The 14,089-nt window shown below is 50.1% G+C and carries 11 protein-coding genes; 4 read left to right on the forward strand and 7 right to left on the reverse strand.

What is annotated here, in order from left to right; genetic code table 11:
- From FC99_RS09265 to FC99_RS09280, 4 genes are all read right to left on the reverse strand, one after another.
- Positions 1 to 984, reverse strand: coding sequence for a choloylglycine hydrolase family protein (locus FC99_RS09265; RefSeq protein WP_048736361.1), 984 nt, complete (start codon positions 982 to 984; stop codon positions 1 to 3).
- 555 nt (positions 985 to 1,539) lie between these two features.
- Positions 1,540 to 4,689, reverse strand: a complete 3,150-nt coding sequence (locus FC99_RS09270; protein WP_048734853.1) for an AAA family ATPase — start codon at positions 4,687 to 4,689, stop codon at positions 1,540 to 1,542.
- Positions 4,689 to 5,822 carry an exonuclease SbcCD subunit D gene (locus tag FC99_RS09275; protein ID WP_048734852.1) on the reverse strand — a complete coding sequence of 378 codons (1,134 nt, stop codon included), beginning with the start codon at positions 5,820 to 5,822 and terminating at the stop codon, positions 4,689 to 4,691. Before FC99_RS09275 ends, FC99_RS09270 begins: the two co-directional genes overlap by 1 nt.
- Before the next feature lie 3 nt (positions 5,823 to 5,825).
- The gene (locus FC99_RS09280) at positions 5,826 to 6,395 is read right to left on the reverse strand and encodes a DNA-3-methyladenine glycosylase I (protein WP_048734851.1); all 570 of its coding nucleotides are present in this window, start codon (positions 6,393 to 6,395) and stop codon (positions 5,826 to 5,828) included.
- A gap of 223 nt (positions 6,396 to 6,618) precedes the next feature.
- Between FC99_RS09280 and FC99_RS09285 the strand changes: the two genes are divergently transcribed.
- The 4 genes from FC99_RS09285 (at position 6,619) to FC99_RS09300 (ending at position 11,244) form a co-directional block, all read left to right on the forward strand.
- Positions 6,619 to 7,548 (forward strand): matrixin family metalloprotease, encoded by a 930-nt coding sequence (locus FC99_RS09285; RefSeq protein WP_048734849.1) that lies wholly within the window; start codon positions 6,619 to 6,621, stop codon positions 7,546 to 7,548.
- 287 nt (positions 7,549 to 7,835) lie between these two features.
- The gene (locus FC99_RS09290) at positions 7,836 to 8,783 is read left to right on the forward strand and encodes a GH25 family lysozyme (RefSeq protein WP_048734847.1); all 948 of its coding nucleotides are present in this window, start codon (positions 7,836 to 7,838) and stop codon (positions 8,781 to 8,783) included.
- 186 nt (positions 8,784 to 8,969) lie between these two features.
- A complete protein-coding gene (hemH, locus tag FC99_RS09295; RefSeq protein WP_048734846.1) occupies positions 8,970 to 9,926 on the forward strand; it encodes a ferrochelatase in 957 nt (318 codons plus the stop codon).
- Positions 9,919 to 11,244 carry an Nramp family divalent metal transporter gene (locus FC99_RS09300; RefSeq protein WP_048734844.1) on the forward strand — a complete coding sequence of 442 codons (1,326 nt, stop codon included), beginning with the start codon at positions 9,919 to 9,921 and terminating at the stop codon, positions 11,242 to 11,244. Before hemH ends, FC99_RS09300 begins: the two co-directional genes overlap by 8 nt.
- 197 nt (positions 11,245 to 11,441) lie before the next feature.
- Here the strand turns inward: FC99_RS09300 and FC99_RS09305 are convergent, their stop codons facing one another.
- The 3 genes from FC99_RS09305 to FC99_RS09315 form a co-directional block, all read right to left on the reverse strand.
- Positions 11,442 to 12,575 carry a family 8 glycosyl hydrolase gene (locus tag FC99_RS09305; protein ID WP_048734842.1) on the reverse strand — a complete coding sequence of 378 codons (1,134 nt, stop codon included), beginning with the start codon at positions 12,573 to 12,575 and terminating at the stop codon, positions 11,442 to 11,444.
- A 159-nt stretch (positions 12,576 to 12,734) separates the two neighbouring features.
- Positions 12,735 to 13,055 (reverse strand): carboxymuconolactone decarboxylase family protein, encoded by a 321-nt coding sequence (locus FC99_RS09310; protein ID WP_048734841.1) that lies wholly within the window; start codon positions 13,053 to 13,055, stop codon positions 12,735 to 12,737.
- A gap of 13 nt (positions 13,056 to 13,068) precedes the next feature.
- Positions 13,069 to 13,476, reverse strand: a complete 408-nt coding sequence (locus FC99_RS09315) for a cupin domain-containing protein (protein WP_048734840.1) — start codon at positions 13,474 to 13,476, stop codon at positions 13,069 to 13,071.
- Positions 13,477 to 14,089 lie beyond the last annotated feature (613 nt).

Genomic DNA, 14,089 nt, shown 5'->3' on the forward strand with positions numbered 1-14,089 from the left:
CTAATTTAACTGATGAACATGGGGCTTGTGATCCAACGGATACTCAACGGGGGTGTCCCAATCCGTCAACATTTCATCGGTAATCTTGACACCCTGTAATTCGAGGTTATCGTAAGGTTCCATGTAATAAGCCCGTTCTTCGAGGCTCATATAACCACGATACTGCGTATAATCGCTATGACCATCGGCCTTTAGCTTGACTCCCTTGGGAATCGTAACGCCGTCGAGCAGGTGCTGTAACAGGTTCAATGTGCTTGGAACGTCCGGGGTCGGATTGCTGAAGTGGCGATTAAAGACGGTTCGAACAAACCGCGACGGCGACGTGTAATCCCCAGGTAACCCGAGAGCTCCGGTCCCCGGTCCCTGCGTCGTCAGATCAAAGCCCATGTAGTCGTGAAGCGGTCGCTCTTCTGCCGTCAAGGTCCCGTAAGTACTTAGGTTTTGCAAGTGCCAGCTCAATTGTGGCGAGTTCGCCATGACTCCCACTGGATCATCGATCAAGTGGAGGTCTTCACTCGTTGCTTCCAACACGGCTGTATCACCGGTTGGGTCGCTAAAAATAAAGTGTAAGGGCGTTGTTAACCCTAACAAAGCAACTGGGATATCCAGAATTTGAATGTGCTTGACCTGTTCGCGTAAGTCGGCAACGCTCTTCGCATTTCCCAAGACCCACGCCGTCACGTCATGGGGCGCCAGACCTAACTTATCCGCTGGCGCTTTCTTAGCATATTTAGCGTACGCCGAGAAGTACAATGCCGCGGCCCCGAGGCCATACTCATTGACCCCATCCACAAACATATAATGACTAAGATCTCTCCCAGCACCGACAAACCCGTACTTGGTGGTAAACTCACCGGCATCCCCTTGAATCTTTTGGTTGCGCGGCATAAAGATGGGCTGACCACCTAATTCGAAGGCAAAGTCCATGGTCCGGGCCAAAAAATGGTCACCACGACTGTTTTCATAGGTCAAACTCGTACACATCAAAATCATCCCATTTCTCATTTATTTAATCATCATTGTAAACCTTTGAAATTAGTTATGCACGGATAATCGTTAATTATATGATTGAATTTATCAATTAAACGTTTACACAGTCCAACATGGGGTGACGATTTATCGTGGAAACCTTCACCCATAAAAATCGTTCCCCGCCAAAATTAATTCAGTATCAGAAGTTCACCGGTAAAACTCCCCTATTTTGGCCAATCTCACGGTTCACGGATATCCATGATTAATCAAATCGTGTATTCTTAACACGAAAAGTATCTTGGTTTGACCCAACTACCCCGAGGGTATTGCCCAACTGGCTGTTTCGTCACCAGCAACAACCGACTCTGGTAATTACCGTACCATTCTGATCCGTATAGCTTATCTGCGGAATCGGTCAGCCTTTTGACCTCCGCTCAAGTCTGACAATCACCCGTCAGCTAACAGGCTAACCCCTCCTTTTCCCGGTGACAACCCCAGTAGTTTGCGAGATACTTTTCTTTCCATAAAAGGAGCTGTGGCAACTGTCACAGCTCCTTTTGAGACGCGTTATTCATTATCTGAAACGTATTTGATCGTACTCTCGCCATTACCACCAGCGACTACTTGAAGTTGATTAGTCACTTGGTCACGCAGCTCGCTCACGTGACTAATGATCCCAATCATTCGGTGTTTACCTTCAATTGTCTCCAGCGATTCTAAGGCGGTCCCCAAGGCATCCTCGTCTAAGGAACCAAACCCTTCGTCGATGAATAAGGCATCCACATCCACACTCCCCGTGGTTTGCTGGATCACCTCACCCAAGGCCAACGCTAAGGCCAGTGAGGCAATAAAACTTTCGCCTCCAGATAGCGTGTGGACACTCCGTTGACCGCCCACATGGTCATCGTAAACGTTGATTTCAAGGCCAGAGTTTTTCTTATAACTGGCCGAAGATTCATCAATGACAAATTGGTACCGACCGTTCGTCAATTGCTGTAATCGAGAATTCCCTACCTTTAAAATTTGGCGCAGATAGGTCTGGAGCACGTAACGCTCTAAGCCCACCTTACTGTTTGGACCGTCACCATTAACGATACCACTCAGCTCAGTCAGCTCTTCAGTCATCTTCAAAGCAACCGCCTGCTGATCGATCTGTTTAGTGATCTGATGAACGTGCTCGTCATTTTGCTGCCAAAGGTCCTGATACTCATGCTGTCGTGCTTGGAAATCCTCAACTTGCTGATTAGTCGCCGTTACTGCTGCCTTAGTCGCATCACGATCAGGCGTTGGTCGATTACCGATTCGTTTCTTTAAGTCGTCAATGGTCGTCGTGACCTGAGCAACCTGTGCCCGGTAATCTTGAAGTTGTCGCCGCTTCACTGACAGGCTCGATAATTCTACTAGTTGCTCCCCAATCATGGTTTCAGTCGCTGCGGTTACGTCGTCAAAATGCGCGGCCAACGCTGACGTAACCGCCGTCCGGGCCACTTTTAATCGTTCTTGGCTCTGCTGGTACTCACCGACTGCGGTTTGAAGCTTGGTTTTCGCTACCGCAGCGCGTTCTTGTGTTTGCTGGACATAATCGACCACGTTTTGCCACTGCTTTTGGTCTGCATTCAGCTGGTCGCGCAAAGCCTGCTCCTGTTCATTGAACTCAGCTAGCGTGGCCGCCTTTTCAGGCAACCGTTGTCGTTCCGTCGTTAGCTGCGTGATCAGCCGATCCACATTCCGTTGTGCCGCTTGCTTGGCTTCATCGGCCTTGCTTTGAGCCGCTACCAAGGTCGTCGCTGTAGTCGTCAATTGCTCTACTCGCTGCTGGGCGGCCTTAATCGCCGCGACCTTCTGCTGGTTAGCCGCTTCATCACTATCATAAATCGTCACTAAATTTGCCACTTGCTGGTTCAAGTCCTGTAACGTCGCTGTTGCCGGCTGATTCAGCCCTTTTCGCAAGGTTGCGCGTTTCTCAGCCAGCTCATCTTGCTTCTCGACTAACGCCTTGCGCCACTGCGCTAGCGTCGCCGCAAATTCACTGGCCTTTTTCTCAGCCGCATTTGCCGTTGCTTGAACCTGTTTTACGGTCTCCTCAGCCACTTCGGCAACCGCTGTGACTGCTGGCTGTGGATGAGTCGTCGCACCGCAAACCGGACACGGCGTCCCATCTTTTAACTGTGAACTAAGTCTGGCAATTTGGCTCCTTAGAAATTGCTGATTCGTCTCCTCAGCAACCGCGCGTTTTTCCTGGGCCGTTGTCTGGGCCGTCTGCGTCTGGTCAGCTTGCGTGGTCACCTGCCGAGTGAGCTTTGTGACCTGTTGGTCGGTTGTCTTTAACTCCGCCAGCTGATGCCGCCACTCTCGTAAGTCACCCGCCAACTGGGTTAGTTTTTGTTGCTCAGCATACACCGTCGCTTGGGTTGCCAAAATTTTCTGCTGGTCGGCCTGATCCGCTTGGTTGGCGTCGACTGCGCGCTTAGTCTGATTGAGCGTAGTCGTACACTGTTGACTGGTCTGTTTGGCCTGCGTCAGTCGTTGGTTCAGTTCACTCATCTTCTCATAAACTGGCCGAACTGCCGCCTGTTGGGCTAACTGGTCCTTCTCTTGATCAATTTTCTTCTGAATTGGAACCAGCTGCTTCTGCTGATCAACTGCCGCTTGATAGGCTTGATTAGCTTGTTCCACTGCCGAAGTTGCTTGCTGCTGTTCCTGTTGCCGTTGCCCGACAGCCGCTGTCGCTGTCTGTCGTTCCTGCCATTTTGGTTGCAACTCTTGGACCCATTCTAGTTCAGAAATCGTTTGTTCGAGCTGCGTCATATCAGCCTGCTGCTTAGCTAATTGGGCATGTTGAGCTTGCTGTTGGCCAAGCTGTTGCTGATCATGAACCAGTTGCTCCTCGCTCGCGTCTTGCCGAATCAACTGGGCAGCCTTCGTCTTAGCCGTAACCAGTTGCGCCTTGACCTGAGCGCTCGCAGCCTGAGTAGTCGTTTGTTGCTCTGCCATTAGGGCTAATAGCTCTGTTGTTTGGCGATTGGCCAATAGTACCTTGGCCTGGTCGGCATTATCCTCAGTCCACCTTAATTCACTTTGCAATCGGTCTAACGTCGCTGCGGTCTCTCGATTGGCATTCTCATTTTCTCTGAGCTTAGACTTCAAGCGAGTCGCCCAACGTGCAAAAACTTCGGTATTAAAAAGTTGTTCTAAGACTACCGCCTTGTCTTCACTTGGCGCCACTAGGAACCGCCGGAATTGGCCTTGGGGAAGGAGCACGATTTGGGCAAATTGGCGACCATCCATCTGCAGAAGGTCTTGTAGATAATCCTTGACCTGCTTCACCTTTGTCAGCTGCGTGATCTCTTGGTCACCCTCAAAGACCGTCAACGTCACACTTGCCGGGACATTTCTCTGCCCCGTGCCACGCTTTTTATCTAGTAGTTGTTCGGGCTCACGAATAATCTCGTAGTGCCGGTTGCGATGCGTAAAGGTAAAGCTGACCCGGGTCTGATCTGCCGACGTTGCAAAGTCCGACCGCATGGCTTGCGCAGTGCGATCACCACCTGATGTCTGATCAAATAGGGCGTAGCACATCCCGTCAAAGATGGTCGTCTTTCCGCTCCCCGTTTTACCGCTGATCAAAAACAACGGCGTCGCTGAGAAGCGATTGAAGTCGACCGTTTCATCACGGTACGGGCCAAAATATTCCATGTGTAAAGTTACCGGACTCATTACGCATCATCCTCCTTCAAAGCTGCTTGGAGCGTACTTTGTGCCCATTTCACTTGCTGTGCCGTTAGCTTATGCTGTGTCGCTTGCTCAAAGAACTCTGTCATGAGCGTTAACGGATCTTGCTGAACTTGCTTCACATCCAACGTCGCCTGACTTACTTCAAGCTGGTTGACCCGTTGAAGCTCCACAACCTTAGGGAATCGGGTCTTTAAGCGCTGCATAACGTTACTGATCGGCGTGGTATCCGTCAAGTCGATTGCCACAAAATCGTCCGGTGTCACGGGATAGTCGTGGTCAAAATCCATGAGATTGTCAAAACTATCGGTCAATACCACCAGGTCGTGAAGTGGCTTAAGCGGCTTAAAGGTTACCGTAACGGGATCTGTGTCCGTATCAACGATCCAGACCCCCTTGGTATCTTCGGCCTCGCTGGTTGAGAACTTCAAGGGCGATCCGCTATATTTGATCTTAGGTTCATTTTGCAAGGCTTCCTTGCGGTGTAAATGGCCTAGCGCGACGTAATCAAATGGTGCTAGTAAGTCTACCGGCACGGCATTTAGTCCCCCAACTTGCACCTGAGTCTCCGAATCCGAATGTTGACTCCCCGCCGCAAAGAAGTGGGCAATCAACACGTGCTTTTTGGCTGGATCAAATAGCGCCTGCATGGCCGCAACTAGGCGCACCATAGCTTCATTGACCGTCCGAATGCTGTCGTCTTGGAAATACTGACGCGCCGCAATCGGCTCAAAATAGGGCAACAGGAAAAACTGCGTATTCCCCATCACAATTGGCTTTAGACTATCGCCAAAACTCGTTCGCAAATAGAAGTCCGTGCTGGCAAACCACTCCTGCCCGTAGCCTAAGCGCACGGCAGAGTCATGATTACCACTAATCGCCAGCAACGGAAATTTCTGCTTACGATTCAAATCAACCAGCATGTCATCCAACGTGGTCACCGCTGATTCGCTGGGCAGTGCCCGGTCGTACAAATCGCCGGCAATGACGACTGCATCAACCTGTTCGGCCTGGGCAATTGCCTTAATCTGTTCATACGCGTCACGCTGTTCCTCCAGCAGATCATAGCCATGAAGTTTCTTGCCAATATGCCAATCGGCAGTATGTAAAAAGCGCATCTTTTATCCCTTCTTTATCTGATTTTCTGGTGCCCAGTCACAACTCATCAAATGGTCATTAATCAACCCAGCTGCTTGTAAAAACGAATAAACCGTCGTAGGCCCGACAAACTTCAGTCCCCGCTTCTTCATTTCTCGGGAAATATGCTGGGCTAAGTCAGTCGTTCCGGGAATCTCACTGGTCTGAGTAAAGTGATGCCGAATCGGTTGACCGCCAACAAAGTGCCAAAGCCAAGTTTCAAAGTTTCCTTCCGGCCAATTTAAAATGACTTGCGCGTTATTAATCGTGGCTTCTAACTTACGCCGATTACGAATAATTCTCGTGTCCTGCAGCAACTGGTCCACGTCAGCAGGGGTCATGGCCGCAACACGTTGGAGGTCAAACTCGTAGAAATCCTGTGTAAAGGCTGCTCGCTTATTCAGCACCGTTTGCCAGCTCAATCCTGCTTGGTAGGTCTCCAGGCAGAGCAATGCAAATAACTTCTGTTGATCATGCTCGGGTCGCCCCCATTCCTCGTCATGATACCGTTGCATTGTCGGAGAAGCTACTGCCCAATCACACCGTTTAACCATTTTCGTTACCCCCATACTTTTTCTCTAAATTCACTATACCAGATTCCGTCACGTTACCCAAACAAATGTTCTATTTATTATTTTATGGAAAGCGTTACCACCGCCACAGTTTATGGCCAAACATCTTATTTTTTCCTTGAATTTTATCGCTTGACCCCAATCAGTGAAAAGCCTATGCTATTGTAAATGTTAATGTTTTGGGGAATTGAGGGAGGTTCACATCATGCGCGGATTAAACCATTTAAAGGCTCGATCACTTTTCACGCTAGCCGCCGCTACCGTGTTACTAGTGCCAGCCATCACGACGAGTACCGTTACCGCTCAAGCGGCCAGTGTCAATCCTTCAGCTGCTACGTTGAAGAAGAGCAAGAGCTACTACCAGAAGCATGCCAAGGCGCTAAGCAAGAAATACAAGTTGGCGTTCGACGCTCAAACGGGATTGAAGAAAAACGGTAAGGCCGTGGTCTACGTAAAGACTAGCGATAAAAAGCTTAAACAGAGCGTTAAGCTTGCCATGGCTTACTGGAACAAGAAGCTCGGGAAAAAGCAGTTCACCCAGGGATCCAAGAAACACCACACCCTAACCTTCTCCGTCTCTAAGGCGAAGGCCACCAAGAGTGATCAAAGTGACGCCTGGTGGACGCCAGCCAAGAAGCAACTCCAAGTTCGTTGGTCTTACTATCAAGCTGAAACCCAAAACATCGGCATTGCCATGACCAACCAACTGAATGATTCCTTCTACACCACCTACTCCAACACGATTGAAGCCAAGGCGAAGGCTAACCTAGCTGCTAAGGGAATCTCGACTAGCGATAAAAATTATCAGAGTCTCTTCAATCAGGAGGCTAGTAACGTTGAAACGTCTCTTCCGGCTTACAATCAGCTGAAAAAGGACGTGACTAAAGTGAAGACCTCTTTAGCCAGTGAAGGTCGGATGTACGAATACGCTAGCACCATTGCACACGAGTTCGGTCACGTGATGGGCCTGAACCATTCGCCCAATAAGAAAGATTTAATGTACTTTGAAAGTGGCAGCAGTAACGTCTACAGCTATAAGCAGGTTTCTGCTGGCCTCTCCAAGTATAACCCGGTCAAAACAACTGACAAGAATCGGGCCAAATTAGCTTTAAAAATTTACACAGCCGTACACTAACTAACTCCGTAAAAAGTTGCCCTTTATTTTTTCAAAGAGCAACTTTTTTGTACTACCGGCCATTAGTTTGGTGACCTCCCAATGGCTTTACCCATTAAATAATTGCTGGTAGTTGTGGACTGGTTGACTGCACCCATCGCCATCCCCGCCACAGCACCGTTCGGGTTCAAAAATGATGGTCGACCAGCGCTTTGCAATCGAACTGTAACTTAATGTAAACCAGTAGTAACCTCCCATCCGGTCAGACCGTGTACAATGGATGGTAAAGACTGAGGAGGATATATTCTATGCATAAGACGTTACACAAACTGGGTGCTGGATTAGCTGTTTTCGCTGCGGCTTTGGCCGTTGGCGTGGGGTTGAACGCAACGACCGCCAGTGCTGCGGGGAACAAAGTTGCGGACATTTCGCAATATCAAGGGAATATTAATTGGAGCAAGGCGTCTAAAGACTTAAAGTACGCCATCATCCGTGTTCAACACGGGAGTATCGGTGACCCTGGCTACATTGTTGACACGAAGAGCAACGTTAACGCCAACGGGGCTTACCAAAACGGTGTCCCATTTGGTCAATACATGTTCGCTGAATTTACCAGTGTTAAAGATGCTAAACAAGAAGCAAAGGACTTCTACAAGCGGAGCAATTCACACACGAAGTTCTTCGCGTTGGACGAAGAAAAGCGGATGCCAGGTGCTAAGGGTAAGGAACAAACTTACGTTAACGCTTGGTTGAAGACGATGCGGAGCCTAACTGACAAGCCATTGATCATGTATTCTGGTGAATGGTATGCCAACTCCAACAACCTCAACTTCTCGAAGTTTGACGGATCTTGGATCGCCAAATACAGCTCCACGAAGCCTAGTGTTGCCGGAACTTCTGTCGACCTATGGCAATACACGAGTAAGGGGCGCGTTGACGGAATCCGGGGTAACGTTGACTTGAACAAGGTCTTGAACCGCTCCGTGGTTGACAGCTGGTTCTCTGGTTCGAACGCTTCTACGTCTGCCGCTAACTATTACACCACGGCAACCGGCGTAAATGGCCTTCAAGCCAAGAAGACCGTCTACCAATACACGTCTACTAGCTTCACCAAGAACAAGCGGACGAGCAAGGTTAAGACCGGGACGAAGCTTGCCGTTACCGGCGTTGCCAAGAACAGCAAGGGCGCTTACCGGTTCCAGTTAAGCAATGGGAACTACGTCACTGCTAACCAAGCTTTCGTTTCAACTTACTAAACACAACTTTAATGGAGACCCGAGATGACTTTCTCGGGCCTCTTTTTTTGCGTCCAATTTCTTCGTTTCCGCTAGATTTCGGGCTTTCCCTTACGGTTAGTCTAATGTAAATTATGCTATCATTGAGTTAATATTTGGCGGTCAACCGGCTAACTCGGACCGCCGATCATTCGGGAGGATACGCCTATGCAACCTGGCTTGTTGTTAGTTAACTTAGGGTCACCGGCATCACCACAAACCGCTGATGTGCGGGCCTATTTGAAAACGTTTTTAAGTGATCCCAGCGTGATTGAAATGCCGGCGGCCGTGTGGCAACCCATCTTACGCGGGATGATTTTACCGCTGCGGTCTTGGCGGTCAGCCACCTTTTATCAACACATCTGGACGAAGGCTGGTTCACCGCTTATCGTGTACACGCGCAAAATGTGTGAGCAGGTGCGGGCGCTACTTCCCGACTGGAACGTTCAGTACGCGATGACCTACGGCAAACCGGCCATCGACCAGACGTTAACGGCCATGCAAAAGACCTGTGATCGCATCGTCTTACTCCCACTCTTTCCGCAATACACGCAGAGTACGCACGGTGGGATCATTCGCCAGGCCAAGGCCACCGGGGCACCGCTAAATATCGTACGACATTTCTATCAGGAACCGGCCTACCTCGACATTTTGGCGTCTCAGGTCTGGCAAGCCTATCAGGAAGCCGACTACGACGCCGTCCTCTTCAGTTATCACAGCATTCCCACAGCCATGGTCAAACACGGCGATCCTTACCCAACGGAATGTTACGCCACGACACAGGGAGTCTTAGACCGGTTGCCCAATCTTCCCAAGGACAAGGTCCAGACTGTTTTCCAGTCCAAATTTGGCCCCATGCCCTGGCAAAAGCCCTACCTTAAGAACACGCTGATGCAACTGGTCGAGCTAGGCAAGCGCAACGTTCTCCTTGTCACCCCCTCCTTTGTCGCCGACTGCCTGGAGACGCTTGAAGAAGACAATGTTCAAAATTACCAAACGTTTAAGGCCAGCGGTGGCGACCGTTTTCAAATGGTCCCGCCCATGAACGACGACTCGCGCTTCGGTCATTTTCTGGCCGATTTAGCTCAGCAGCAACTGCTACAGGACGGTGACGGTCATGCCTGAATCCCGTCGACAAAAAAGTTTGGATGAAGTCAACGAGAGCGTCGACGTGCCCAGCGTTTATGAAACCTCCTTTCTGCAAAAATTTCTCGCCTACAGCGGTCCCGGTGCCTTAGTCGCCGTGGGTTACATGGATCCCGGCAACTGGCTAACATCGCTGGCCGGTGGGAGTCAGTACCGCTACCAACTACTAGCGGTGTTAGTGACCGCCATCCTCGTTGCCATGTTCATGCAGTCCTTAGCCATCAAACTCGGCGTGGTCGCCCGTCAAGACCTCGCCCAAGCCATTGCGTTCAAGGTGCCACTGCCGATTCGCATCATGCTGTGGCTACTAAACGAGGTCGCCATGATGGCCACGGATCTCACCGGAGTCGTTGGCACGGCGATCGCCTTGAAACTACTAGTTGGTCTGCCCCTACTCTATGGGATCCTATTAACCGTTGCTGACGTTTTAATTGTGCTCTTATTCCTACGCTTTGGGATTCGGCGCGTCGAATTCATCGTCCTCAGTGCCATTCTCATTGTCGGGATAATCTTTGCCGTGGAAGTCGCCCGGGCGCATCCCGCGTTACCAGCAATTCTGCAAGGCGTTATCCCTACTACAAGTCTGCTGACGGATCATTCCAAATTGATCCTCAGCGTCGGCATTATCGGGGCCACCATTATGCCCCATAACCTCTACCTCCATTCGTCGCTGGCTCAGAGTCGCCGCTACGATCACAACAATCCCGCGCAGGTCAACGAAGCACTCCGTTTTGCCAAATGGGACTCCAATGTTCACTTGGCCGTCGCACTCATCGTCAACGCCCTGCTCCTGATTCTCGGTGGCACCCTCTTCTTTGGCAAGACCGGCCAACTGACCAGCCTGCAAGCCGTCTATGAAGGCCTGAAAAATAGCGCCATTGTTGGCAGTCTCGCCAGTCCCGTCATGAGTTGGCTCTTTGCCTTTGCCCTCCTCATCACTGGCCTGATTTCCTCCATTACCAGCACATTGTCGGGTCAAATCGTGATGGAAGGCTACATCAATTTACGGCTGCCGCTGTGGCAACGACGGTTGTTGACGCGGTTCGTGACGCTCATCCCCATCGTGATCATCGGCTTTGTCGTTGGCTTTAACGACCAGACATTCGAGCACCTTATCGTCTACGCCCAGGTCGTCTTGAGCATCGCGTTGCCCTTTACGCTGTTCCCCATGATTGCCCTGACCAGTCAGACCAGTCTCATGGGCCAGCACGTCAATCGCTGGTGGGTCACGGTGCTGGGCTACGCATTGACCGCGGTGATCACCGGGTTTAACTTGAAGCTCCTATTTTCACTCTAAAAAAATAGATGACGAAAGGTCTGGGAATTCGATCCCAGACCTTTTGTCATCCCTAAACCTATATTGCCGAAGCGTGCGCTGAACGGGCGGTTGACTCCGCCTAACCCTGATAACCCAACCATTCAAGATCCAAGTTATCAGCCCTAATGCTCACCAGCCAACCGTTTTTTAGCCCACTCCTTTTACCTTAACTTCACCTACGACAACGCCGTAACCACCTGTAACGTTGCGGAGAAATAGTTCTTCTTCTCAATGCTGTTTGGCAGTTGCTTAGCCGTCTTTTTCTGGAGCGCCGTTTGCTTTAGTGCCTTGGCACCGTAGTTAACTGGCGCCGTGAAGGCCGTGTTGACATAGCTGTTAACGGCCTTGCCTCCCAGCGTGTAAACCGCCGTGATCTTCTTTTTCTTGTTAAAGAAAGCCAGTTGCTTCTTCAGTGCCTTCTTGGTCGTGACATCCTTACCCAGCTTATAGGTTTGTCCTAACCGCCATGGCACCCGACAAGCATTATACCCAACTTGATTATCGGTTCCAGATTCGATGCTGTACGCAGGAACTGATTTTAATTTCAGACTACTTCCGGTCACAAAAATAAAGTCAGGGAACAGTCCCGTCTTATGACGCGCACTCAACTTCTTTACGGCCGTTTGACTACGCTTGGCCACCTTAGTCCACGTGCTATCCTTCGTATACTTGGCAAACGTCTTGAAGTACCCGGTGATCAGATCCGCCGTCCGGAGCTTGCTAACGTCATAGCTCGACGTGGCCCAGTTCCCCATAGTCGGCAGGTACGTGGTCTGGTTAATTTCCTTGTTCTTAATGGCGGTCAACAGCGTCTTAGCTGCTCGCCGATAGTTGGTTCCCTTACTGCCCCATTGCTTATCTGCCAAAATCAAGGCGTACGCAATATCCAAGTCACCATCCGTTGCACTATTCTTCTGGGACCCCACGCTGGTCATCTTACCCGAGCGTTTGGTCTGTTGCCAAGACATCAACGGCACCTTGCTAGAAACGCGGTGTGCGCGGTAGTACTTGTACATTTGATTAAAGGTGGTATGGGTGTTCTTCACACCCTTCTTAGCGGCCAACACCGTCGCCAACATCCCGTAACCTTGGCCCTCAGATAGCGCCGTCGTTGCCCCCTGGCCGTTGTTGCTCTTAACGTATTTCTGCGTCTTACCGCCAACGTAGACCTTCCGCCACTGCTGATAGAGTGTCGTCGCCGAGGCGGCCTCTGCCGTCGTTGGCTTAGTCGTTAAGCTGTTTATTCCCAACACCAAGCCACTGACCAACACCACACCGGCTAACCCAATCATGACCCTATGTAATTTCATCTGTCCAAAACTCCCTTTCGTTCTGAAACGTTGGCGATGATGCCACCAGCTCATTACGTTTATTATAGTCCCCGGATTCCCTGGTAGCGAGGGACAGTATGCCAAAAAAGCGGCGACACGTCACTATCTGCATCACCGCTCATGTCATATTCATTTAATTTAGTCCGTGAAAATTTCCTTAGCAAGGTTGAATGCGGACCAAGCCTTAGGCCAACCCACGTAGAAGGACAGGTGAGTGATGACTTCAGCAATTTCGTCCTTGGTAATCCCGTTGCCCTTACCGATTTTCAAATGAGCTGGGAGCTGTTCAAAGTTACCAGCTGAGATCAGTGCGGAAATCGTAATCAGACTCCGTTGGTGCGCAGATAATTTGTCTTCTCGCGACCAGACTTGGCCGAATAAGACATCATCGTTTAGTTCCGCAAATTTCGGGGCGAACTCGCCCAAGTTGTCGCGGCCAGCTGTTTGTTTCTTAGCCATATCTTTTTACCCCCTAGAGTGCGTCGTAAGTCGCGTCATCAACTGGTTCCAGCCATTCCGGCGTGCCAGCGGTAATCGCAATGTGACTGAACCAGCTATCCTTGGTTGCGCCGTGCCAGTGCTTAACGCCGTCCTTAGTGACGACCACATCGCCGGGAACCAAGTGCCGAGCTGGTTGGCCTGCTTCTTGGTACCAGCCTTCGCCACCAGTGACCAGTAAAATCTGGAACCCGTTGTGGTGAATATGCCAGTTGTTCCGGCAACCAGGTTCAAAGGTTACATTGCCGACACCCACGCTCACGTCGGGATCATTAACTAAACCGTTCAAATAACTTTGACCGACAAAAAACTTTTGGTAAGCCTCGTTCTTGTCGCCTGCTGGAAAAATAACGCCATTTTTAACGTCTTCATTCTTAGCCATTTTTATCCGCTCCTTGTTTGTTGACTTGTTATCGGTAATCATGAAAGTCCTCTGTGGCCGCAGTCACTTGGTCGACTCTAACGTCGTACCAACTGCCGCCTTATTCTTCAGGCTCCTCTGTAATTTGGCAATACGAGATTCGTTTCCCTTAATTGCTTACAAGTCCCAGTAAACACCTTAAAGTGCACTCTAAGGCAAGGAAAAACTGAAACTTTCTGAGTCCATTTGACCTGATTGTACTGCGGTTACCGGAAATTCCACCACCTACGAAGTACCACTTCATCCCAAACTTTTGACGCCAATTTCGACCATGAATATTCGGAACGCAAAACGAGCCTGGAACAATCGCCCCAGACTCGCCTCTAAACTTATATTTCTAAAGGTTGAAAGATGAAATACCTGTCTCGTCCCAGTATTGGCAAGGATTCGCACCATTAAGATAGTGTGAAATTGCCGCACTCCGGCTCTGACTGTGCTTTACCACGACAACAGTCGGAAAACGTGAAGACTTAGCATTTTTGGTCCAATCGATAGTTATTATCTCCGTCGCCCAAGAGCCCTGTGTAAGCCGAGAGGTCGGCAGATATGGGCTCAGGCGCGTCGTTCTACTTAG

The sequence above is a fragment of the Levilactobacillus koreensis JCM 16448 genome, from assembly GCF_001435525.1.
In the GTDB taxonomy this organism is placed as follows: domain Bacteria; phylum Bacillota; class Bacilli; order Lactobacillales; family Lactobacillaceae; genus Levilactobacillus; species Levilactobacillus koreensis.

Excerpts from the sequence above, each read along its gene's own strand:
- hemH (WP_048734846.1), top strand. The coding sequence starts at position 8,970 with ATGCAACCTGGCTTGTTGTTAGTTAACTTAGGGTCACCGGCATCACCA.
- FC99_RS09275 (WP_048734852.1), bottom strand. The coding sequence starts at position 5,822 with ATGCGCTTTTTACATACTGCCGATTGGCATATTGGCAAGAAACTTCAT.
- FC99_RS09290 (WP_048734847.1), top strand. The coding sequence starts at position 7,836 with ATGCATAAGACGTTACACAAACTGGGTGCTGGATTAGCTGTTTTCGCT.
- FC99_RS09285 (WP_048734849.1), top strand. The coding sequence starts at position 6,619 with ATGCGCGGATTAAACCATTTAAAGGCTCGATCACTTTTCACGCTAGCC.
- FC99_RS09305 (WP_048734842.1), bottom strand. The coding sequence starts at position 12,575 with ATGAAATTACATAGGGTCATGATTGGGTTAGCCGGTGTGGTGTTGGTC.
- FC99_RS09270 (WP_048734853.1), bottom strand. The coding sequence starts at position 4,689 with ATGAGTCCGGTAACTTTACACATGGAATATTTTGGCCCGTACCGTGAT.
- FC99_RS09310 (WP_048734841.1), bottom strand. The coding sequence starts at position 13,055 with ATGGCTAAGAAACAAACAGCTGGCCGCGACAACTTGGGCGAGTTCGCC.
- FC99_RS09315 (WP_048734840.1), bottom strand. The coding sequence starts at position 13,476 with ATGGCTAAGAATGAAGACGTTAAAAATGGCGTTATTTTTCCAGCAGGC.
- FC99_RS09265 (WP_048736361.1), bottom strand. The coding sequence starts at position 984 with ATGTGTACGAGTTTGACCTATGAAAACAGTCGTGGTGACCATTTTTTG.
- FC99_RS09280 (WP_048734851.1), bottom strand. The coding sequence starts at position 6,395 with ATGGTTAAACGGTGTGATTGGGCAGTAGCTTCTCCGACAATGCAACGG.
- FC99_RS09300 (WP_048734844.1), top strand. The coding sequence starts at position 9,919 with ATGCCTGAATCCCGTCGACAAAAAAGTTTGGATGAAGTCAACGAGAGC.